This window comes from Streptomyces akebiae (assembly GCF_019599145.1).
GTDB classification, from domain to species: Bacteria; Actinomycetota; Actinomycetes; order Streptomycetales; family Streptomycetaceae; genus Streptomyces; species Streptomyces akebiae.
On the sequence record NZ_CP080647.1, the window covers coordinates 493,501 to 512,739 of the forward strand.

Annotated in this window: 19 protein-coding genes; 11 read left to right on the plus strand and 8 right to left on the minus strand. The window is 70.6% G+C overall.

Going from position 1 to position 19,239, the window contains the following annotated elements:
* Positions 1-52: 52 nt before the first annotated feature.
* From K1J60_RS02160 to K1J60_RS02170, 3 genes are all read left to right on the plus strand, one after another.
* Positions 53-736, plus strand: coding sequence for an ABC transporter ATP-binding protein (locus tag K1J60_RS02160; RefSeq protein ID WP_220644641.1), 684 nt, complete (start codon positions 53-55; stop codon positions 734-736).
* Between the two features lie 136 nt (positions 737-872).
* A complete protein-coding gene (locus K1J60_RS02165; protein WP_220644642.1) occupies positions 873-2,876 on the plus strand; it encodes an FtsX-like permease family protein in 2,004 nt (667 codons plus the stop codon).
* A gap of 164 nt (positions 2,877-3,040) precedes the next feature.
* Entirely contained in the window at positions 3,041-3,724 is a 684-nt protein-coding gene (locus K1J60_RS02170) for a response regulator (RefSeq protein WP_220644643.1), read from the plus strand.
* A 3-nt stretch (positions 3,725-3,727) separates the two neighbouring features.
* On the opposite strand, the gene K1J60_RS02175 is transcribed toward K1J60_RS02170, so the two are convergent.
* Together K1J60_RS02175 and K1J60_RS02180 are read right to left on the minus strand one after the other, a co-directional pair.
* Complete coding sequence (locus K1J60_RS02175) at positions 3,728-4,117, minus strand: PPOX class F420-dependent oxidoreductase (protein WP_220644644.1); 390 nt, start codon at positions 4,115-4,117, stop codon at positions 3,728-3,730.
* A 77-nt stretch (positions 4,118-4,194) separates the two neighbouring features.
* The gene (locus K1J60_RS02180) at positions 4,195-4,830 is read right to left on the minus strand and encodes an HAD family acid phosphatase (protein WP_220644645.1); all 636 of its coding nucleotides are present in this window, start codon (positions 4,828-4,830) and stop codon (positions 4,195-4,197) included.
* A 268-nt stretch (positions 4,831-5,098) separates the two neighbouring features.
* Here K1J60_RS02180 and K1J60_RS02185 point away from each other — a divergent pair, with 268 nt between their 5' ends.
* The 3 genes from K1J60_RS02185 (at position 5,099) to K1J60_RS02195 (ending at position 7,931) form a co-directional block, all read left to right on the plus strand.
* A complete protein-coding gene (locus K1J60_RS02185; protein WP_220644646.1) occupies positions 5,099-5,935 on the plus strand; it encodes an SAM-dependent methyltransferase in 837 nt (278 codons plus the stop codon).
* The gene (locus tag K1J60_RS45545) at positions 5,935-6,456 is read left to right on the plus strand and encodes a GNAT family N-acetyltransferase (RefSeq protein ID WP_259407516.1); all 522 of its coding nucleotides are present in this window, start codon (positions 5,935-5,937) and stop codon (positions 6,454-6,456) included. The genes K1J60_RS02185 and K1J60_RS45545 overlap by 1 nt, the downstream gene beginning before the upstream one ends.
* A 98-nt stretch (positions 6,457-6,554) precedes the next feature.
* Positions 6,555-7,931, plus strand: coding sequence for a S1 family peptidase (locus tag K1J60_RS02195; RefSeq protein WP_220644647.1), 1,377 nt, complete (start codon positions 6,555-6,557; stop codon positions 7,929-7,931).
* 90 nt (positions 7,932-8,021) lie between these two features.
* Here the strand turns inward: K1J60_RS02195 and K1J60_RS02200 are convergent, their stop codons facing one another.
* Positions 8,022-8,204, minus strand: a complete 183-nt coding sequence (locus K1J60_RS02200; protein ID WP_020115084.1) for a hypothetical protein — start codon at positions 8,202-8,204, stop codon at positions 8,022-8,024.
* 78 nt (positions 8,205-8,282) lie between these two features.
* A complete protein-coding gene (locus K1J60_RS02205; RefSeq protein ID WP_220644648.1) occupies positions 8,283-9,443 on the minus strand; it encodes an ROK family transcriptional regulator in 1,161 nt (386 codons plus the stop codon).
* Positions 9,444-9,614: 171 nt separating this feature from the next.
* Here K1J60_RS02205 and K1J60_RS02210 point away from each other — a divergent pair, with 171 nt between their 5' ends.
* From K1J60_RS02210 to K1J60_RS02225, 4 genes are read left to right on the plus strand one after another with little or no spacing between them, the layout of a single operon-like run.
* A complete protein-coding gene (locus K1J60_RS02210; RefSeq protein WP_220644649.1) occupies positions 9,615-10,514 on the plus strand; it encodes a carbohydrate ABC transporter permease in 900 nt (299 codons plus the stop codon).
* 18 nt (positions 10,515-10,532) lie between these two features.
* On the plus strand, positions 10,533-11,480 hold the full coding sequence (locus K1J60_RS02215) for a carbohydrate ABC transporter permease (protein ID WP_220644650.1): 948 nt from the start codon (positions 10,533-10,535) through the stop codon (positions 11,478-11,480).
* Between the two features lie 11 nt (positions 11,481-11,491).
* Positions 11,492-12,835: an ABC transporter substrate-binding protein gene (locus tag K1J60_RS02220; protein WP_220644651.1), complete on the plus strand. Its 1,344-nt coding sequence runs from the start codon at positions 11,492-11,494 to the stop codon at positions 12,833-12,835.
* Between the two features lie 14 nt (positions 12,836-12,849).
* A complete protein-coding gene (locus tag K1J60_RS02225) occupies positions 12,850-14,052 on the plus strand; it encodes a Gfo/Idh/MocA family protein (RefSeq protein WP_220644652.1) in 1,203 nt (400 codons plus the stop codon).
* A 39-nt stretch (positions 14,053-14,091) separates the two neighbouring features.
* On the opposite strand, the gene K1J60_RS02230 is transcribed toward K1J60_RS02225, so the two are convergent.
* On the minus strand, positions 14,092-14,787 hold the full coding sequence (locus K1J60_RS02230; protein WP_220644653.1) for a L,D-transpeptidase family protein: 696 nt from the start codon (positions 14,785-14,787) through the stop codon (positions 14,092-14,094).
* Positions 14,788-14,921: 134 nt separating this feature from the next.
* Between K1J60_RS02230 and K1J60_RS02235 the strand changes: the two genes are divergently transcribed.
* A complete protein-coding gene (locus K1J60_RS02235) occupies positions 14,922-15,407 on the plus strand; it encodes a carboxymuconolactone decarboxylase family protein (protein WP_220644654.1) in 486 nt (161 codons plus the stop codon).
* 140 nt (positions 15,408-15,547) lie between these two features.
* Here the strand turns inward: K1J60_RS02235 and K1J60_RS02240 are convergent, their stop codons facing one another.
* The 3 genes from K1J60_RS02240 to K1J60_RS45550 all read right to left on the minus strand — a co-directional run bounded on the left by K1J60_RS02240 (position 15,548) and on the right by K1J60_RS45550 (position 19,239).
* Positions 15,548-16,342, minus strand: coding sequence for an aminotransferase class IV (locus K1J60_RS02240; RefSeq protein WP_220644655.1), 795 nt, complete (start codon positions 16,340-16,342; stop codon positions 15,548-15,550).
* A gap of 96 nt (positions 16,343-16,438) precedes the next feature.
* Complete coding sequence (locus K1J60_RS02245) at positions 16,439-17,620, minus strand: FAD-dependent monooxygenase (protein ID WP_220644656.1); 1,182 nt, start codon at positions 17,618-17,620, stop codon at positions 16,439-16,441.
* Positions 17,617-19,239 (minus strand): class I adenylate-forming enzyme family protein, encoded by a 1,623-nt coding sequence (locus tag K1J60_RS45550; RefSeq protein WP_259407517.1) that lies wholly within the window; start codon positions 19,237-19,239, stop codon positions 17,617-17,619. Before K1J60_RS45550 ends, K1J60_RS02245 begins: the two co-directional genes overlap by 4 nt.

Consider the following 19,239-nt stretch of genomic DNA (forward strand, 5'->3'; position numbering starts at 1 on the left):
GCACAGCACTTTCGCAGCACTCCCCGGTCCCACCGAAAGGCCCGTCACCGTCATGAGCACCGTCCTGGCCGGCAACGGCCTCGTCAAGAAGTACGGCCCCACCACCGCGCTGGCCGGCGTGGACGTGGCGGTCGCCGAGCGTGAGTCCCTCGCCATCATGGGCCCGTCCGGCTCCGGCAAGTCGACCCTCCTCCACACCCTCGCCGGCATCATCCGCCCCGACGACGGCCAGGTGCTGCTGCGTGGCGAGCGCATCGACCACTGGGGCGAGAACAGGCTGAGCGCACTGCGCCGCAAGCGGTTCGGGTTCGTCTTCCAGTTCGGCCAGTTGCTGCCCGAGCTGCCCGCCGAGGAGAACGTCGCGCTCCCGCTGATGCTGGAGGGCGTACCGCGCCGCCAGGCGGTGCAGCGCGCACGCCGCTGGTTCGCCCCGCTGGGCCTCGCGGGTCTGGAGCACCGGCGGCCCGGCCAGCTCTCCGGCGGCCAGGCCCAGCGCGTCGCCATCGCCCGCGCCCTCGCCGTGGAGCCCGATGTCGTCTTCGCCGACGAGCCCACGGGCGCCCTCGACCAGGCCACCGGCGAGGAGGTCATCCGTCTCCTCACCTCGGTCACCCGCGACCAGGGCGCCTGTCTCGTCATGGTCACGCACGACGCCGAGGTGGCCGCCCACTGCGACCGCGTCGTCCAGGTACGGGACGGCCGGATCGCCGGCCACAGCCAGTACACGGTCGCATAGGCCCCCGCGCAGGGCGTTTTGAGGGGCGCGGGAACCGCGCGACCAGCCTCGGACAGCCCGCACCCGCCCTCGAACCGGAACCGACCGGCCTCTCAGGCAGCCGGTCGTCCATTCCCCCGATCCCCGGAGACACAGAATGCGCTCCCCCGTCCTGCCCCTCACCTGGCACCTGGCCCGCGCCTGCGGAAGGCGCGGCCTGCAGAGCCACCTCCTGTCCGCCGCGGCCGCCGCGGCCGGCGCCCTCGTCCTCCTGACGCTCCTGGCCGCCTACCTGGGCTCCGGCACCCGGGCCGACCGCACGGCCTGGCGCACCCCCGACGCCGTGGCGGCGCAGCAGGCGACCGCCGTACAGACGCTGGGGACGACGTACGTGGACCACCGGCCGGTCACCGTCGTCTCCCTGGCCCAGCTGCCGAACCGGGCCGCGACACCCGCCCCGCCCGGTCTGGCCCACTTCCCCGCACCGGGGCGCACCTATCTGTCGCCCGCCCTGGCGGAGCTGATGCGGGAGCTGCCGGCAACGCGTCTCGCGAACCGCTTCCCGACCACGAGCGGCTACGGCACGATCGGCGAAGCCGGCCTCGCCTCCCCCGAGGAACTCGTGGCCGTCATCGGCCGCGCACCCACCGACCCGGCGATCACCCGGGCCGCCGAGGGCAGCGCCCTGGACGCCCTCGCCGCCCGCGCCCGTGTGGACGGCTTCAGCGGCACCGGGCCCAGTCCGTTCACCTCCTTCGACCAGCAGGCGGCGCTGTTCGGCGGCGCCCTGCTCGTCGTCCCCGTGATCGTGCTGGCCTCGGCCGCCGGACGCCTGGGCGCCGCCCGCCGCGAGCAGCGGCTCGCCGCCCTGCGGCTGGCCGGAGCGACACCCCGGCAGATTCTCGCGATGACGGCGGTCGAGTCGGCGGCGGTGGGCCTGGTCGGCGGTCTCCTCGGCGCGGTCGTGTACACGCTGCTGGTGCCGCTCCTCGCGCGGGTGCCGTACGGCATCGGCACCTGGTACGCGGGCCAGTTGTGGGTCGGGCTGCCCTGGCTGCTCGTGGTGGTGGCGGCCGTGGCCGCGCTCACCTCCGTCAGCGCGGTGACGACGCTGCGCGGAGTGGCACGTTCCCCGCTGGGCGTGGCCCAGCAGGCCGATCCGCGCCGGACGAGGCTGATCCGGCTGGTGCTGTTCGTCGCCATCGGGCTGTACGTGGCGGTCACCGCGCACGGCGACGGGCTGAGCACCGGACAGACGCTCGCGCTGATCGTCCTGGTGTACGGGGCGTTCTGGACCCTCGGCCCCTGGGTCGTCGACATGCTGGGCAGGCTGCTGAGCCGCTTCGCGCGCCGTCCGGCGACGCTGCTGGCCGCGCGTCGGCTCAGCGACGATCCCCGCGGCGCCTGGCGCACGGTCAGCGGTCTGGTCCTCGCGGGTCTGGTCGCCGGGTTCTTCACCGTCGGACAGGTCGGCCTCGTGGGTTACGACTACCGGGGCCAGGTCGCCGTGCGCGCGGAACACGGGGATGTGCGCGAACTCGCCGTGCGGGCCAGGGGGTTGCTCACCGAGGCCGGCGTGAAGGCAAGGGTGGAGACGGCTGACGCCGACGTGTACGACGGGATCCTGGTGGGCGACGAGGGCATCGTGGCCCATGTGCGCGGCGGGCAGGAGCAGTTGGACACCGCGTCGACCGCGCTGTCCTCCCTCTCCCCCGGGAACCTGCCGTTCACCCAGGACTACGTCAACGCCGAGGGCGACACGACGACCCGGCTCATCGGCGAGATGGGGCTCGCGGTACTGGCCCTGGGCTTCCTCGTCGCCGCGGCCTCCGCCGGACTCACCGCGGCGGCCACGGTCCTGGACCGGCGCCGGGTCTACGCGCTGCTGCGGCTGGCCGGTACGCCGCTGAAGGTGCTGGACCGGGCGCGGATACGGGAGACCGCGCTGCCGCTGGTGGTCCTCGCCGGAGGTACGACGGCGACCGGGATCTACGGCGGCATCAAGGTGAGCGAGATGTTCCACCTGGAGCCGGACGCGTCGGGGGCCGTACGCCTCGCCTTCTGTGTCGCCCTCGGCACGGCCACCATGTTCGCGGCGCTCGCCGGGAGCCGACCGCTGCTGCGGAAGGTGACGGCGGAGCGGGCGCAGGAAGCCGACTGACACACCCTCGTCGAGCCGTCCGCCGTCGACGCCCAGGCGCTCGACCCGCGGCCTCCCGCCCGCAGGCCCCCCATCCACGGTCTCTCCCCCAGGCCGGTGCACCCGCGGGCCCTTCGCCCACAGGCTCCGCACCCGCGTACTTCTCCTTCAGGCATGATGCGCCCATGAACGACCGCAGCCCGATCCGGGTCCTGATCGCCGACGACCAGGACATGGTCCGCACCGGCTTCCGTTTCTTCCTCGACGCGCAGCCCGACATCACCGTGGTCGCCGAGGCCGCCGACGGCGAGACGGCCGTGCGGCTGGCCCGTGAGGTGCGGCCGGACGTGTGTCTGCTGGACATCCGGATGCCGAAGCTGGACGGCCTGGAGGCGACCCGGCTGCTGGCCGGTCCGGGTGTGGTCGATCCGCTGCGGGTGGTCGTGGTGACCACGTTCGACCTGGACGAGTACGTCTACGGGGCCTTGCGCGGCGGCGCCTGCGGTTTTCTGCTGAAGGACTCGGGGCCGACCCTGCTGGCCGAGGCCGTTCGCGCGGCGGCGGTGGGCGACGCGCTGGTGTCGCCGTCGGTGACGGTCCGGCTCCTCAAGCACGTGACGGCGGAGAAGGAGGGCCGGCCCGGTCCCGAAGTCCCGGGCCCCCAGGAGGCGTTGACCGAACGGGAACGGGACGTCGTCCGCCTGGTCGCGCTGGGGCACACCAACGCGGAGATCGCCGCCTCGATGTTCGTGTCCCTCTCCACGGTCAAGACCCACCTCGGCAGCATCCAGCTCAAGCTCGCGGCGCGGAACCGGGTGGAGATCGCGGCGTGGGCGTGGCGGACGGGGCACGCGGGTGACGGCGTGTGAGGTTCACTGCGAGAGGGTGATCCGGAGGCCGACCGTGCCGTCGGCGCCCCGGCGCAGTCGGCTGCCGAGCAGGGTGAGGCGGCCGAGGACGCCGTACTTGCGGGCGATGAGCCGGCGGTAGGCGGCGGAGCCGGCCGTGTCGAGGATCTCCGCGTGGGCGGGGACGGAGTCGCCGGTGGGGTTGCCGCGCAGGTCGCAGGGGCCGACGAGGACGTCGGCGCGGTTCCGGATGCGCTTGACCTTCCAGGAGTCGGCGACCGTCCAGACGCCGAGCGCGTCGCCGTCCCGCACCACCCACACCGGTGTCGGCACGGTGGTGCCGTTCTTGCGGTAGGTGGTGACCAGCAGGTATTTACCCGCGCCGAGCGCGTCGAGCGTGGTTTCGTCAGCCATGGCCGGAGTCTAGGCGCACGGCCGCCGGCGAAGAGACCGTGACGGCCGTGCCCCGAGGAACGAACGGTGGAGCGGCGTCAGTCCAGCAGTCCGTCGTAGTCGGGCAGCTTGAAGGTGCGCTCGGCGTGGCCGCCGACGAGGTCGGTGGTGTTGTTGCCGACGTTGGCGACGATCGTGTAGCCGTCGGACTCGATGTCCGCGCGTGAGGCGGTCTTGTAGGCGGCGACCTCGGCGAACAGGTCGGGCAGGTCGCGCACGTAGAGGCCGTCGACGGGGTAGCCGACGTTCTCCAGGTTCCACTCGGTGAGCGACTCGATGATGCCCGGGCGGGCGGTGACGAAGAAGACGTCGACCCCACGGGACTTGGCGTACTTGGCCAGCGCCAGGGAGGGCTTCATGGCCGGGGTCGGCAACTGGTACCAGGGCGTGTAGTGCGTCTCCAGCGTCGTGTTGTCGATGTCGAAGACGATGGCGAGCTTCTGCCCCGAGGAGTTCGCGGTGCGCTGCTGTATGTAGGGCGTGGCCGTGTCGATGACGGCCTTCACGTCCTTCTGCCAGGTCGCGTAGTCCACCTCGGCGGCCGTGGCCGCGACGACCGCGGCCGTGCTCGGCGCCGCGGCGGCCGGCACGGCCGCGGTCATCGAAGCGCCCAGGCCCAGTACGGCCACCGTGGCGACCGTGGTGATGCGGCGTCCCACACCGCTTGCTGTCATGTTCGTCCCCTTTTTCTCATGTCAAAGCGGCGAGGTCGTCGGAACCTTCGCCGCACTGGTCATGGTCATGCCCATCAGTGGCCGGGAGACTACCTAAGAGTTACTGATTAGTAGAGAGGTCCCGACGAACCTTCTTCGGCCGGACGACGGCCGGGGAGCGGGCTGCGGGGGCTGTGAAGATCGCCGAACTGTCGGCAAACACCAACCGGCGGGTCTACATTGCCCGTTGGACGAAAGCACCTTCACAGAAGATCCAGGAGTTGATGCCGTGACGGACAACCCGGCAGCCTCGGACTTCCCCTCCTCGTCGCTGAACCGGCGCATCGTCACCACGCGGCCGAGCGCGGCACGGATCTGGAACTACTGGCTCGGTGGCAGGGACTACTACGAGGTCGACCGCAAGGCCGGGGACGAGATACGCCGACTGCATCCCAGCATCCACGACTACGCCCGCGCGGACCGGCGTTTCCTGCGCCGGGCGGTGCGCCATCTGGCCGCCGAGGTGGGGATCCGCCAGTTCCTGGACATCGGCGCCGGGCTGCCGACGGCGGAGAACACCCACGAGGTCGCCCAACGCGTCCTCCCGGACGCGCGGATCGTCTACGTCGACAACGACCCACTGGTCCTGGTGCACGCCCGGGCCCTGCTGACGAGCGCGCCCGAGGGGCGTACCGACCACGTGGACGAGGACGTGCGCAACGTCGACTCGATCCTCGAACACGCCGCGCGGACCCTGGACCTGACCCGGCCGGTCGCGCTGATGCTGCTCGACGTGCTGGCCTTCGTCACCGACGACGAGGACCCGCACGGCATCGTGCGCCGCCTCATGGCCGCCCTGCCCGCCGGCAGCCATCTGATGCTCTCGCACACCGTCACCGACCCGCGGTGGCCCGACGTGGACATCGCGGCGGCCTGGTGGAACGAGCACGGCACCCCGCGACTGAACCAGCGCACCCCCGCGACGGTGGCCCGCTTCTTCGACGGACTGGACCTCCTCGAACCGGGCGTCGTCTCGTGCTCGCGCTGGCGCCCGGAGCCCACCGACGAGGACACCGGCGAGCCGGCGGAAGTGGCCATGTACTGCGGAGTGGGAGGCAAGCGCTGATGACGACCGACCCGGTCCGGCTCCAACTGGACGTCGACGACTTCGACCTGGCACGTTTCCAGCCGTACGTCGACAAGTGCCGGACCTCCGGCATCCGGCTGACGACGCTCTCCGAACTCGGCGACACCCCGGAGCACCGCCGGGCGTTGTACGAACTCAACAAGGAGTGCTCGGCCGACATCCCCGAGCGCGGCGCCTTCTTCACGTACGACGAGTACCACCGGCTCCGCTTCGAGGTGCCCTCCTACGATCCGCGCGGTGTCGTGCTGGCCCTCGACGGCGACCGGTGGATCGGCATGGCTGCCACCTCGGACCGGCGCGGTTCGGGGTTCGTGTTCAACGAGATGACCGGAGTGCGGGTCGGGCATCGCGGCCGGGGCATCTCGGTGGCCATGAAGACCTTCGGCATCGGGTTCGCCGGGATCTGCGGGGTGAGCACCGTCCGGACGGTCCACCACCCGGCCAACGACCGTGCGATCGCCATGAACCGGACGTTGGGATACGTCGACGCGGACTGGTGAACATGTGCCGACCACCGCACGTATGAAAGGAGGGCGCTCAAGGACCGGACGCCCTGGCGGTGTTGACACCGTGTCGGACGGGGTTCGGGAGCCAGGCGATGAGGCACGCACGACGACGAGTCGTGAAGCGGGTGGTGCGGCTGACGGCCGCCGGTGGAGTGATCTGCGGAGCCCTGATGGTCACGCAGGCGGCGATGGCGACCGAACCCGCCGTCACCCCGCCCGCGACCCCGAGCGCGGTGCTGTCCGCGTCCGGCACCGGAAACGGTCTGCTGACCGAACTCGGCTCCGAGCGGACCGCGGGCACCTGGATCGCCGAGGACGGCAGCCCGGTCGTCGCCGTCACCGACGAGAAGGCCGCCGCCGAGGTGGAGCAGGCGGGCGCCCGCCCGAAAATGGTCGAGTACAGCGGCGAGGACCTGAAGTCCGCCACGGAGGCGCTGCGTTCGGCACCCCGGGTGCCGGGCACCTCCTGGTCGATCGACCCCGCCTCCAACGAGGTGGTGGTGCGCGCCGACAGCACCGTCTCCAAGAAGGACTGGTCGAGCCTGACCGACCTCGCCGAGGAGATCGGCGGCTCCGTACGGATGGAGCGCACCGAAGGCGCGTACACGATGCGGCTCAACGGCGCGCAGCCGATCTTCGGGACCGGCGGGCGTTGTTCGATCGGCTTCAACGTGACCGACGGCGAGAACGACTTCATGCTGACCGCCGGGCACTGCGGCCCCGAGGGTTCCGTCTGGTTCTCGGACGACCAGGGCCGGCAGGAGATCGGCCGGACCACCGAGACCAACTTCCCCGGCGCCGACTACTCGCTCGTCCAGTACCTCCAGGACGCGCCGAGCAACAAGACCAACGTCGTCTCCGTCGGCGACGGCCGCGGCGTGCGCATCACCTCCGTCGGTGACGCGGCGGTCGGCCAGCGGGTCTTCCGCAGCGGCAGCACCAGCGGCTTCCGCAACGGCGAGGTGACCGGCCTCGACGCCACGGTCAACTACCCCGAGGGCACGGTCACCGGTCTCATCGAGACCACGGTCTGCGCCGAACCGGGCGACAGTGGAGGCCCGCTCTTCTCGGAAGGAGTGGCGCTGGGGGTGACCTCGGGCGGCAACGGCGACTGCGACGCGGGCGGTACGACGTTCTTCCAGCCGCTGTCGGACGCCCTCGACGACCTCGGCGTCCAGCTGAACGGTCTGCCGCAGTCCGCCGCCCAACCGACCGCCGCGGCCGACGGCTCCGAGGACGACTCCCAGGGTGCCGCCGCCCCGGGCTCCGCCGAACCGGGTGCCGTGGAATCCGTCGAGTCCATCGAGGCCGCCTCCGACCTCCTCGACCGTCTCGCCGACCCCCGCAACGTCGGCCCCGGCCTGCTGGTGATCGCCGGAAGCATGGTCGCCCTGGCGGCCACCCGCTTCATCCGCACGGAACAGGACCGCCAGGCATACCGCCGCCAGTACTCACAGAGCTGGGGCTAGATCCGGGTCGGGCGCGCCCTTTCGAAGGGCGCGCCCCGAAGGGGCGCGGGGAACTGCGCGACCAGCCCCCACCGGCCCGCGGCCGACGACCTACGAGGCGGCCGCCCACTCGAGGACCAGACGCTCGTACTCGCTCCGCTGCTCCCTGTTCAACGTCCCACCGCTCCGGAACCAGAGCGCCCGGATCTCCTCGTTGACCTCGGCGGCCGTTCGCGCCGGTACTTCCGCTCTTTCCAGGACGACATCAGGGGTAGTGGACATGGTGTAAACCATATGTCCTCGAACGTGAAGCCGATGTGAGTAAAGGTGCCACTTCAGACATTACGGACCGTGAAGCTGATCACTCTGCGTTTACGGCTCCGTCGTTCCGAGCACGAGGACCTGAATGGCCAGCACGGCCGCCCCCCGCGCCCAGTCGTGGAAGTCGGACACCTTCGTCTCCAGGGGCACGGGCGCGGCCAGCGGATGCCGATGAGCGCGGACGGCCTCGTGCACGGCCTCCCCCGCCACCGCCATCAGCCCCACTCCCTCCCCCGCGAGCAGGATCTTCTGCGGCATCACGAAGTTCGCGATCTGGGCCACCAGGATTCCCAGCGCCCGCCCCGCCTCGCCGACGACCCGCGCGCACATCGGTTCCCCCTCGGCCGCGCCGTCCAGGATCTCCTCGTACGTCACCTCACGCCCGGTCGCCGCCCGCACCTGGTACCGAATGCTGGGGATGCTCAGTAGCGAGACGGCGCTGCCGCGCTCCCCGTCGGGGGTGAGCGGTCCGGAGGGGTCCACGATCCAGTGGCGGCCGAACCCCCGGTCCTCCTCGGCATAGGGCACGCGCCTGCCACCCAGGACGAGCCCGTATCCGATGCCCGCACCGATGGTGAGGACGACGAACCGGTCCAGCCCGCGCCCCGCGCCGAACCAGGTCTCGGCCTCCACGAGCGCGGCGACGTCGTTCTCGACGACCACCGGCAGCCCGGTGCGCTCCTCGACGAGTGCCGCCAACGGCACGTCGCGCCACGCCAGGAAGGGCGACTCCCCGACCACCGCGCGACGCCGGACGAGCCCGCCGACCCCGATGCCGATACCGGCGAGCGAGGGGTGCGCGCGGACGAGTTCGGCGGTCATCTCGGCGAGCAGGTCGGCGACCCGCTCCGGCTCGCGCGTGGGCAGCGGACGGTCGTGGCGGGCGACGATCTCGCTCCGGAGCGTGGTGACCACGGCGTACACCATGTCGTCGGTGATCTTGAAGCCGACGAAGGTGCGTGACTCGGCGACGATGTCCAGCGGCTGCGAGGGGCGCCCCTGCCGGACCTCGGGGAGCGCGGCCCCCTCGGCGGTCTCGACCAGCAGCCCCGACTCGATCAGCGGTTTGGTCAGCCGGGTGAGGCTTCCGGCGGACAGGCCGAGGCGCCGGGCGAGTTCCGTGCGCGAGAGCGGGCCGTGCACGAGCACCTCGATCGCCACCGCGCGTTCTCCGGGACTGAGCGGCAGCCAGCTGGCAGCGAGTGCGGTCATGAGGGTCAGACTCCCACACCTTGTTTCTTTCGTGACGGAAACAACAGGCCCACCCTAGTCCAGCGCAAGCCCCTTCCAAAAGATGCTGACCCACCTCTTGACGCCATAATTCTTTCGCGACAAAAGTAAGTGGCCTGAGTCTGAGGCAACGCCGCCGATGAGGGAGCACCGATGACCATCGCCTCCAGCAGTCCACCGATCCGCAAACGGGGCGACGGCCTCCTGGCCGCCGTCTTCATCGCCCCGGCGATGCTCGGCTTCCTGGTCTTCCTGCTCTGGCCGACCCTGCGCGGCATCTACCTGAGCTTCACCCGCTTCAACCTGCTCACCCCGGCAGAGTGGGTGGGCCTGGACAACTACGTCCGGATGGTCAACGACCCGATCTTCTGGGACTCGCTGGCCGTCACGGTCGAGTACGTGGTGCTCAACATCGGTGTGCAGACGGTCGCCGCGCTCGCCATCGCCGTACTGCTCCAGCGGCTGACCCAGTCGGCGCTGCTGCGCGGCATCGTGCTCACGCCGTATCTGATGTCCAACGTGGTGGCCGGTCTGGTCTGGCTGTGGATCCTCGACACCCAGCTGGGTATCGGCAACGAGATCATCGGCGCGCTCGGCGCGGACCGCATCCCGTTCCTCGCCGACGAGACCTGGGCGATCCCCACGATCGCCCTGATCAATGTGTGGCGGCACGTCGGCTACACCGCGCTGCTCCTGTTCGCCGGGCTCCAGGCGATCCCGAACGACGTGTACGAGGCGGCCAGGGTGGACGGCGCGAGCGAGTGGCGGATGTTCTGGCGGGTCACCATGCCGCTGCTGCGACCGGTGCTGGCGGTGGTGCTGATCATGACGGTGATCGGTTCGTTCCAGGTGTTCGACACCGTGGCGGTGACCACGGCCGGTGGCCCCGCGAACGCCACGAACGTCCTGCAGTACTACATCTACGGCTCCGCCTTCGGCCGCTTCCAGTTCGGCTACGCCTCGGCGATGTCCGTCGCCCTGCTGGTCGTGCTCAGCGCCATCACCGTCCTGCAGTACCGGCTCACCAGGGCCGGACAGAGCAACCTCGGCTGACGGAAGGGAGACACCCGCATGGCCACCATGACCACACCGGCGACACCTGCCGCGCCCCCGACGACGCGGCCGACCGTACGTCCGGCGAAGCGCCGGCTCTCCGTCGGACGGGCCGCCGCCTGGACCGTGATGGGCCTGATCGTGCTCATCACCCTGCTGCCCTTCTACTGGATCCTGCGCACGGCGCTCTCCACCAACGCCGGACTGAACGCGGACCCCGCGAACCCGCTGCCCGTCGATCTCACCGGCAGCGGCTTCGAGCGGGCCCTCGGCCTGCAGTCCGCCGAGGAGGCGATCGCCCAGGGCGGGGCCGGCGGCGGACTCGACTTCTGGCGGTACCTGCTCAACTCGGTGATCGTGTCGACCCTGATCACCGGCTGCCAGATCCTCTTCTCCGCGATGGCCGCCTACGCCTTCGCACGGCTGCGCTGGCGGGGCCGTGACCAGGTGTTCGGGCTGTTCCTGGCCGGGCTGATGGTGCCGACCATCTTCACCCTGCTGCCGAACTTCGTGCTCATCAAGCAACTGCACCTGGTGGACTCGCTCCTCGGCATCGCGTTGCCCAGCCTCTTCATGACACCGTTCGCGGTCTTCTTCCTGCGGCAGTTCTTCATGAACATCCCCCACGAGGTCGAGGAGGCGGCGCTGCTGGACGGCGCCGGGAAGATCAGGATCTTCTTCCGGGTGATCCTGCCGATGGCGGCCACCCCGATCCTCACCCTGTCCGTGCTGACGTACATCACCTCCTGGAACGACTACTTCTGGCCGCTGATGGTCAGTTACAGCGACGACTCGCGGGTGCTGACGGTGGCACTGGCGATCTTCCGGGCGCAGACCCCGGCGACCGGCGTGGACTGGTCGGGGCTCACGGCGGCGACGCTGATCGCCGCGCTGCCGATGCTGGTGCTCTTCGCCGCCTCCGCCCGCCGCATCGTCAGCTCCATCGGCTTCACCGGGATCAAGTGAGGGAACCGAAGATGCGACTTCGTACGCTGACCGCATGGGCCGGGGCGCTGACGCTGTCCCTGGTGACCGGCTGCGCCCAGGGCGACGGCACGGGGGCGTCCTCGAACACGGTGACGTACTGGCTGTGGGACGCCAACCAGCTGCCCGCCTACCAGGCCTGCGCCAAGGACTTCGAGAAGGAGAACCCCGGACTGCGGGTGAAGATCAGCCAGTTGGGGTGGAGCGACTACTGGACCAAGCTCACCGCCGGGTTCATCGCGGGCACCCAGCCGGACGTTTTCACCGACCACATCCAGAAGTTCGGCCAGTTCGCCGATCTGGAGGTGCTGGAACCGCTCGACGACCTGGGCATCGAGGACTCCGACTACCAGCCGGGCCTCGCCGCCAACTGGATCGGCCAGGACGGCCGGCGCTACGGCTCCCCGAAGGACTGGGACACCGTCGCGCTCTATTACAACAAGGAGTTGGCGAAGGACGCCGGCCTCACCGCCGACGAGCTGAACGACCTCTCCTGGAACCCCGAGGACGGCGGCACCTTCGAGAAGGCCGTCGCCCGCCTCACCGTCGACGGCAAGGGCAGGCGGGGCGACGAACCGGGCTTCGACAAGAACGACGTCAAGGTCTACGGCCTGGCGAGCAACGGCGGCGGTTACGCCGACGGACAGACCCAGTGGAGCCCCTTCACCGGATCGACCGGATGGAGTTACACGGACAAGGCCCGCTGGGGCACGAAGTACCGCTACGACAGCGAGACCTTCCAGTCCGTGATCTCGTGGTACTTCGGGCTGGCGGAGAAGGGCTACATGGTGCCCTTCTCCGACTACAACGTCCAGTCCAACCAGGCCAACACCCAGGTGGCGGCCGGCAAGGCGGCGGCCACCTTCGACGGCGCCTGGATGATCTCCACCTATGCGGGCTTCAAGGGCATGGACATCGGCACGGCCCTCACCCCGGCCGGCCCCACCGGCAAGCGCGCCACCATGATGAACGGCCTCGCCGACTCCATCACCAAGGCTTCCAAGAACAAGGCGGGGGCCCGGAAATGGGTGGCGTACCTGGCCTCCGACGCCTGCCAGAGCACGGTCGGCCGGTACGGCGTCGTCTTCCCCGCCACCCCGGCCGGCACCGAGGCCGCCGTCGCGGCGTACGAGAAGAAGGGCCTCGACGTCTCCGCCTTCACCGAACCGGTGGCGGACAAGCAGGACTTCCGGACCTTCTCCTATCCGATCACCAACTACGCGGCGGACGTCACCGCGCTCATGCAGCCCGCGATGGAGGACATCTACGGCAACGGGGCGCCCGTGAGCGGACTCGACGAGACCAACGACCAGATCAACCTGATTCTCGACCAGTGAAGGACATTCCTCAGATGACGTTCTCCCTCGGCATCGTGGGCGCCGGCCAGTTCTCCGGCCAGTTCGCCACGCTGTTCCAGGCGCACCCCGGCGTCGGCGACGTCTACGTCACCGATCTGCTGCCCGAGCGGGCCGAAGCCCTCGTGACCGCCCAGGGACTGGCCGGAGCCTTCCCCTCGTACGAGGCGATGCTGGAGTCGAAGGCGGTCGACGCCGTCGCGATCTTCACCCAGCGCTGGACGCACGGGCCGCTGGTGCTGCAGGGCCTGAACGCCGGCAAGCACGTCTACTCCGCGGTCCCCATGGCGATCACCGCCGACGAGATCGCGGCGATCATCGACACTGTCCGGGCGACCGGGCTGACGTACATGATGGGTGAGACGAGCCAGTACAACCCGGCGACCGTGCACGCCCGCAACCGGATCGCGGAGGGGGCGTTCGGGCGGCTCTTCTACGCCGAGGGCGACTACGTCCACGACATGGATCTGGGGTTCTACGAGGCGTACCAGTACAGCGGCGGCGAGGACTGGAAGCGGACCGCCAGCTATCCGCCGCTGCTGTACCCGACGCACTCGGTGGGCGGGGTGCTCGGGGCCTGGCGGACGCACGCGGTCAGCGTCTCCGCGATCGGCGTCGTGGACGGGCGCGGTGACGGGGTGTTCGACAAGGAGGTCAGCCAGTTCGGCAACGACTTCTCCAACGCGACCGCGCTGTTCGAGGTGGCGGGCGGAGGTTCGTTCCGTACGAACGAGTTCCGGCGGGTCGGCTACCCCTCGCAGATACGGGAGTCGCGTTTCCGGTTCTTCGGCACGGACGCCAGCATGGAGCAGCTCGCGACGGTGGCGTTCTGGCAGGACAAGAAGGGCGTCGAGGACATCAGTGAACTCCTGGAGCCCAAGCCCACCCTGTCCCCCGACGACCCCTCGCTCCAGCACATCGCGCCGGATCTGCGGGCCGCCTTCACCTCCGGTTCGGCGCCGGTGCACGACCGGTCGCGGCTGCCGAGGGAGTTCGACCATCTGCACAACGGGCACGAGGGCAGCCACCACTTCCTGGTGGACGACTTCGTGACCGCCGTCAACACCCGCACCCTGCCGTCGGTGAACGCCTGGGTCGCGGCCCGCTACACCCTGCCGGGGATCGTCGCGCACGAGTCCGCGCGGCAGGGTGGGGTACGGCTGGAGATCCCGGACTTCGGGGACGCCCCCGAGGCGTGACGTTCCGCCTCCGTCGCCGGCCGGGCTCCTGGCGATCTGTCAGGTGCCCGGCTTGCGGCCGTACACATAGACGTCGTCGCCCTTCTTCAGCAGCGACCAGTACTTCTTGGCGTCGGTCTTCGTCATGTTGGTGCAGCCGTGGGAGCCGGGCGGGTTCCACATGCTGACGCCCACGGAGTGGAAGGCCTGGCCGCCGTCGAAGAACTGGGCGTAGGGCATGGGCACGTGGTAGATCGACGAGACGTGGTCGATGTTGCGCCAGTAGATCTTCTTCAGTCCGGTGCGGGTCTCGTAGCCGTCGCGGCCGGTGCGGACCGGGACGGGGCCGTAGACGAGCTTCTTGCCGTCCTGGATCCAGCTGAGCTGGAGGGTGAGGTTCACACAGGCGATGCGGCCCTTGTTGGTCGGGCACTTGCCGGCCTTGTTGGGGTTCTTGCCCACGGCCTTCTGCTTGTTCATGAGGTCCATCACGCCCCAGGTGACGGATCCCGCGTAGCCGATGTTCGGGGTGATGCCGTGCTTGGTCTGGAAGGCCTTGATCGCCTTGCAGTCGGCGGCGGACTGCTTGCCGTCGACCGGCCGGCCGAGGAACTTCTCGACCTGCTTCTGGTACGGCCCCGTCGACGTCGTACAACTCGCCGCCTGCGCGGGCGCGGTGCCCAGCGCGAGCGTGAGCGGTGTCAGCAGTCCGGTGATCGTGAGCGCGACGGCGCCTCTTCTGCCTATGTCCCCCATGACGGCCCTTTCCCTTTCGAGTGTTTTGTAGGTCCTGCCTGCCTAGACAGGCGACCGGCGGCGACGGTTGTGGGAGAGCCCACGCTGAGACGAAACAGTTACACAGCCGGGAATTCGGATATAGGGTTACCCCCATGAGCAACAGCGAATCCATAACTCGCGTGGCACTGAAGAAAATTACCCCCGATGCCTCCGGGGCGATGGGCTCCCTGCACGGTGCCGCCGTTTCCGCGGCCCGGGACGCGAAGGTCGAGCCCGAGATCCTCGAACTGATCAGAATTCGCGCCTCGCAGATCAACGGCTGCGCGTTCTGTCTGGACATGCACACCAAGGACGCCCGTGCGCAGGGCGAGACCGAGCAGCGGATCTACGCGCTCAGCGCCTGGCGCGAGACCCCGTTCTTCACCGCCCGCGAACGCGCCGCCCTGGCGCTGACCGAGGCCGTGACACTGGTCCACGACGGCCAGGTCCCCGACGAGGTCTACGCCGAGGCCGCCGAGGTGTTCGACGAGGAGCAGGTCGCGGCGCTGATCTGGGCGGCGACCGTGATCAACGCGTACAACCGGATCGCCATCGCCACGCGGATGGTGCCGGGGGCCTACCAGCCCGTCCAGAAGTAGTCGCGGAGTCCCGGAGTCCGGCATTCCGGACTCCGGGGGAAGGCTCTCGAAGATTCATCCACAATTCAGTGAACGCCGTCAGCGCCGGGCCGAATTCCTTTCGGCCCGGCGCTTCTCCGCGCCCGTATATCGCTGTGAATTCAGAGTTCCGGCAGTGGCTGCATGAGCCCGTCCAGCCATCGTCGCCATTTCGGTGCCTGGACCGCCCGGCCGGGTGTCATCGGCCGGCCGGTCCAGGCCGCGACCGGGCGGATGCCGTGCAGGGCGTTGACGAGCCACACCTCGCGGCCGTCCAGCTCGGCCAGGGAGCGTTCGCGGTGGGCGACGCGGACTCCGGTGCGGGCTGCGTGTTCCAGGAGGAGGGCCGTGGTGACGCCGGCGAGCAGGGGCAGCCGGGGCGGCGGCAGACAGAGGGTGTCCTCCTCCCACCACAGCAGACTGGAGTTGGCGGCCTCCAGCACCAGACCGGACGGCGCGATCAGCACGGCCTCGTCGGCGTCGGCGCCGGAGGCCCGTCTGCGCACGCGGGCCAGGGCGTCCAGGTCCGGCCCCTTGCGGCGGGGCACGGTGCGCGGGTCGGGCTGCCCCGCCGCCCACACCCGGATCTCGGCCGTGCGGGGCGGGGCGTGCCGGAGCAGCAGCCTCAACTCCAGTGACCCGGAGGCGAGTTCCACCCGGGGGAACCACTCCCCCGTGCGCGGCAGGGCGCGGGTCATGTCCTGCCAGAAGTCGACGACCCGCGTCAGGGGCGGCGCGCCGCACTCGCCGCAGGACCGCACGAACCGTTCGCGGTGCCGGTCGAAGCCGCGCACCCGTCCGTCGCGCAGCAGCCACGAGTCCGCTACGAGGAGGCGTCCGCCCTGTGCCTGGCCGGGGACGAGGCCGTGTTCGGGTGACCAGGTCAGCAGACCTTCCGCGATGGCGGGTTGTGTCACTCGGTGCTCCTGTCGGTCTTTCGGTTCCATGTTCCACGGCCGTGCGAGTCCCGCGGGTGGTGCGAGTCGCTCGCCGGTTCGGTGCTCGCGACCGGTTCAGTACTTGCGGCCGGCGCCGACCGGGGGGCCGTGCCGGGGGCCGTAGGGTGCGTGCTCCAGCCAGGCTCCGCAGCGGGGCACCATCGGGGCGAGGGCCGCCGCCGCCCGCTGCTTGACACGGACGATACGGCGCCGGGGCCGCAGATGGTCCAGGGCGGTGCCGGCGGCGGCGCTGTTGAACAGACCCGCCTCGCGCCGGACGCCGGCGAAGGAGCCGACCGCGTCGGGGGTGCCCTCCGCGATCGCGCGGGCCGCGGCGACCGCGTCCGCGATGCCGCTGTTCATGCCGCGTGCCCCGAAGGGCGGGAAGAGGTGCGCGGCCTCGCCGGCCAGCAGCACCCGGCGGTGCGGGTCGGTGAAGTCGGCGGCGACCTTGCGCAGGAAGCGGTAGGTGGACACCCACAGGATCCGCTCGCCGTAGCCGTCGCCGACGACCTCGGGCAGCCAGCGGCGTACGGCCTCCCGGGTGCCGTACTCCTGCGTCGCGTCGTCGTCGCGGCACTGGAGGTCGAGTTGGAAGCCGCCGGTGAACGGCACCCGCATGACGCTCCGACCGCCGAGCGCCGGGTGTTCGTAGTGGAAGACCCGTTCCAGCGGCAGTTCGGCCCCGGGTATGTCGGCGACGTCCACGACGACGTGGAAGCCTTCTCCGTGGGTGCCCTCCAGCGGAATGCCCAACTCGCGGCGTACCGCCGAGCGGGCGCCGTCGGCGGCGACCGCGTGGGGGCCCGTCCAGGTCCGGCCGTCCTCGCCGGTGAGCGTCACCCCCTCCGGGCCGGTCCGTACGGCGGTGATCCGGGCGTCCCACACGAACTCCACCCCGGCCTCCCGGCAGGCGGCGAGCAGGAAACGCTCGGTGTCGACCTGGCGGAGGCTGGTGAAGGGCGGGGTGCCGGTGGGCGGCGGGAAGGTGCGGGCGTAGACCTCACGGCCCCGGTAGAGGGTGCGTCTGGTGTGCCAGGTCCGCCCGTAGGCGGCGATCTCGACCGCGAGCCCGGGATGGATCTCCTCCAGCAGTTGCAGGGTCTCGCGGTGCACGAACAGGGCGCGGCTGCCGGGGCGTTCACGGCCCTCGGGGTCGGCTTCCAGCAGGGTGACGGGGAGGTCGTGGGCGCGCAGGGCGAGGGCGGCGGAGAGACCCACGGGCCCCGCGCCCACGACGAGGACGGGGGGCGTCATGCGCGGGTGCTCTCGGCGAGCATGCGGGTGATCTCGACGCGTTTGACCTTCCAGGTGGAGGTCATCGGCAGTTCGTCGAACCGCCACTGCCTCGGCGCCGCCATGGTGGGCAGATCGGCCGTGGCCTCGTGCCAGCGCCGCAGATCCAGGGGCCGTTCGCCGCGTACGCAGACCACGGGAACGGGTTCGCGGTCGGCGCCGGGGACGATGACGACCTCGCGCAGCTCCTCCAGGCGGGACATCAGCGTGTCCTCGACCTCCAGGTTGCTGTGCACGGAGTCGATCTGGTCGATCTCGCGGTCGATGAGGTAGAGGGCACCCCAGCGGCTCTGGTAGCCCATGTCGCCCATCTGCCACCAGCCGCCGTCGAGTTGGCGCAGATAGCGCTCCCGGGCGCCGAGATAGGTGAGGATGCGGCCGCGGGTGCGGGCCTCGATCCGGCCGGCGGTGCCGGGGGCGACCCGCCGCCCGGCGTCGTCGGCCACCCGGACACGGGTGAAGCCGGGGATGCCGATGCCGACCCGGCGGCCGTCGGCGCGTGCGGCGCTCCTGCGGGTGAACCACTGGAAGGCGACCGGGCCCGTCTCGCTCTGCCCGTACAGCTGGATGAGCCAGGGCGAGCGCCGCTGCGAGGCGCCGAGGAGCCGCTGCACGGTCCGGGGATGGATGGCGTCGAAGGTGGAGCCGTAGGAGCGGACGCGGGACAGCGGGGCGCCGGGCGCGTCGGCCAACTCCTCCCACAGGACGAAGGTGTTGGGGTGGGTCTCGACGATGCCGGGGCGGTGGCGGGCCAGCAGCGGGCCGACGTTCGACGGTTCCGGGTCGACGATCAGGAGCAGCGGGCTGCCGAAGTGCAGCAGCACGCCCAGCAGATGGTAGAAGCGCGAGTGCACGAACGACATGTGCAGGGCGGCGGTCTCGCCCCGGGTGGGCCAGCCCATGGCCTTCTGCGGGACGAGCCGGTTCCACATGGTGTTCGGGCAGTGCACGGCCAGCTTGGGCAGGCCGGTGGTGCCCGAGCTGTGGGTGATGAGGGAGGCGTCGCGGGGGTGCAGGCGGACCGCGGCCGGGGTCGGGGCGCCCACGTACTTCCGCAGCGGTTCGGCGCCCGGGGCGTCGTCGACGCCGAGTGTGCGCCGGACCAGGCCGGTGAGGTCGACGTCCTTCAGGGGGCCTTCGAGTTTGGCCCGGTCGGTGATCAGCCAGGGGTTGTGCAGGCGTTCGAGGAGCTGTCCGACCACCGGGCCGGCGAGGCCGGGCGAGAGCAGGACGGGGACGGCGCCGATCCGGGAGACCGCGCAGGTCAGCAGGACGATGTCGACGTTGTCGGTCTTGTGGACGACCACCTCCTCGGAGGGGCGCACGCCCGCTTCCCACAGGCGCCCGGAGAGTTCGTCGACGAGGTCGGCGAGGGCGGTGTAGGAGAGGTCGGTCCCGCTGTCGGGGTCGACGTCGAGGGGCCGGTCCAGCGTGACGAAGACGGGGCCGTGGCGGTCGGCGGCCTCTCTGAACATCGAGCCCAGGTAGAAGCCGCGGCCGGAGAGGGCGGGCTGCCGGTCGGTGTGGAGCCGGTCGCGCATGGCGGCGGACCTTTCTGCGGGGACGAGGGTGCCGGCCAT

Coding starts and splice junctions, on each gene's coding strand:
- K1J60_RS45550 (WP_259407517.1), bottom strand. CDS start 19,239: ATGGCCGGCACCCTCGTCCCCGCAGAAAGGTCCGCCGCCATGCGCGAC.
- K1J60_RS02245 (WP_220644656.1), bottom strand. CDS start 17,620: ATGACGCCCCCCGTCCTCGTCGTGGGCGCGGGGCCCGTGGGTCTCTCC.
- K1J60_RS02175 (WP_220644644.1), bottom strand. CDS start 4,117: ATGGCTGACGAAACCACGCTCGACGCGCTCGGCGCGGGTAAATACCTG.
- K1J60_RS02165 (WP_220644642.1), top strand. CDS start 873: ATGCGCTCCCCCGTCCTGCCCCTCACCTGGCACCTGGCCCGCGCCTGC.
- K1J60_RS02205 (WP_220644648.1), bottom strand. CDS start 9,443: ATGACCGCACTCGCTGCCAGCTGGCTGCCGCTCAGTCCCGGAGAACGC.
- K1J60_RS02230 (WP_220644653.1), bottom strand. CDS start 14,787: ATGGGGGACATAGGCAGAAGAGGCGCCGTCGCGCTCACGATCACCGGA.
- K1J60_RS02180 (WP_220644645.1), bottom strand. CDS start 4,830: ATGACAGCAAGCGGTGTGGGACGCCGCATCACCACGGTCGCCACGGTG.
- K1J60_RS02215 (WP_220644650.1), top strand. CDS start 10,533: ATGGCCACCATGACCACACCGGCGACACCTGCCGCGCCCCCGACGACG.
- K1J60_RS02195 (WP_220644647.1), top strand. CDS start 6,555: ATGAGGCACGCACGACGACGAGTCGTGAAGCGGGTGGTGCGGCTGACG.
- K1J60_RS02170 (WP_220644643.1), top strand. CDS start 3,041: ATGAACGACCGCAGCCCGATCCGGGTCCTGATCGCCGACGACCAGGAC.
- K1J60_RS45545 (WP_259407516.1), top strand. CDS start 5,935: ATGACGACCGACCCGGTCCGGCTCCAACTGGACGTCGACGACTTCGAC.
- K1J60_RS02200 (WP_020115084.1), bottom strand. CDS start 8,204: ATGGTTTACACCATGTCCACTACCCCTGATGTCGTCCTGGAAAGAGCG.
- K1J60_RS02210 (WP_220644649.1), top strand. CDS start 9,615: ATGACCATCGCCTCCAGCAGTCCACCGATCCGCAAACGGGGCGACGGC.
- K1J60_RS02225 (WP_220644652.1), top strand. CDS start 12,850: ATGACGTTCTCCCTCGGCATCGTGGGCGCCGGCCAGTTCTCCGGCCAG.
- K1J60_RS02160 (WP_220644641.1), top strand. CDS start 53: ATGAGCACCGTCCTGGCCGGCAACGGCCTCGTCAAGAAGTACGGCCCC.
- K1J60_RS02220 (WP_220644651.1), top strand. CDS start 11,492: ATGCGACTTCGTACGCTGACCGCATGGGCCGGGGCGCTGACGCTGTCC.
- K1J60_RS02235 (WP_220644654.1), top strand. CDS start 14,922: ATGAGCAACAGCGAATCCATAACTCGCGTGGCACTGAAGAAAATTACC.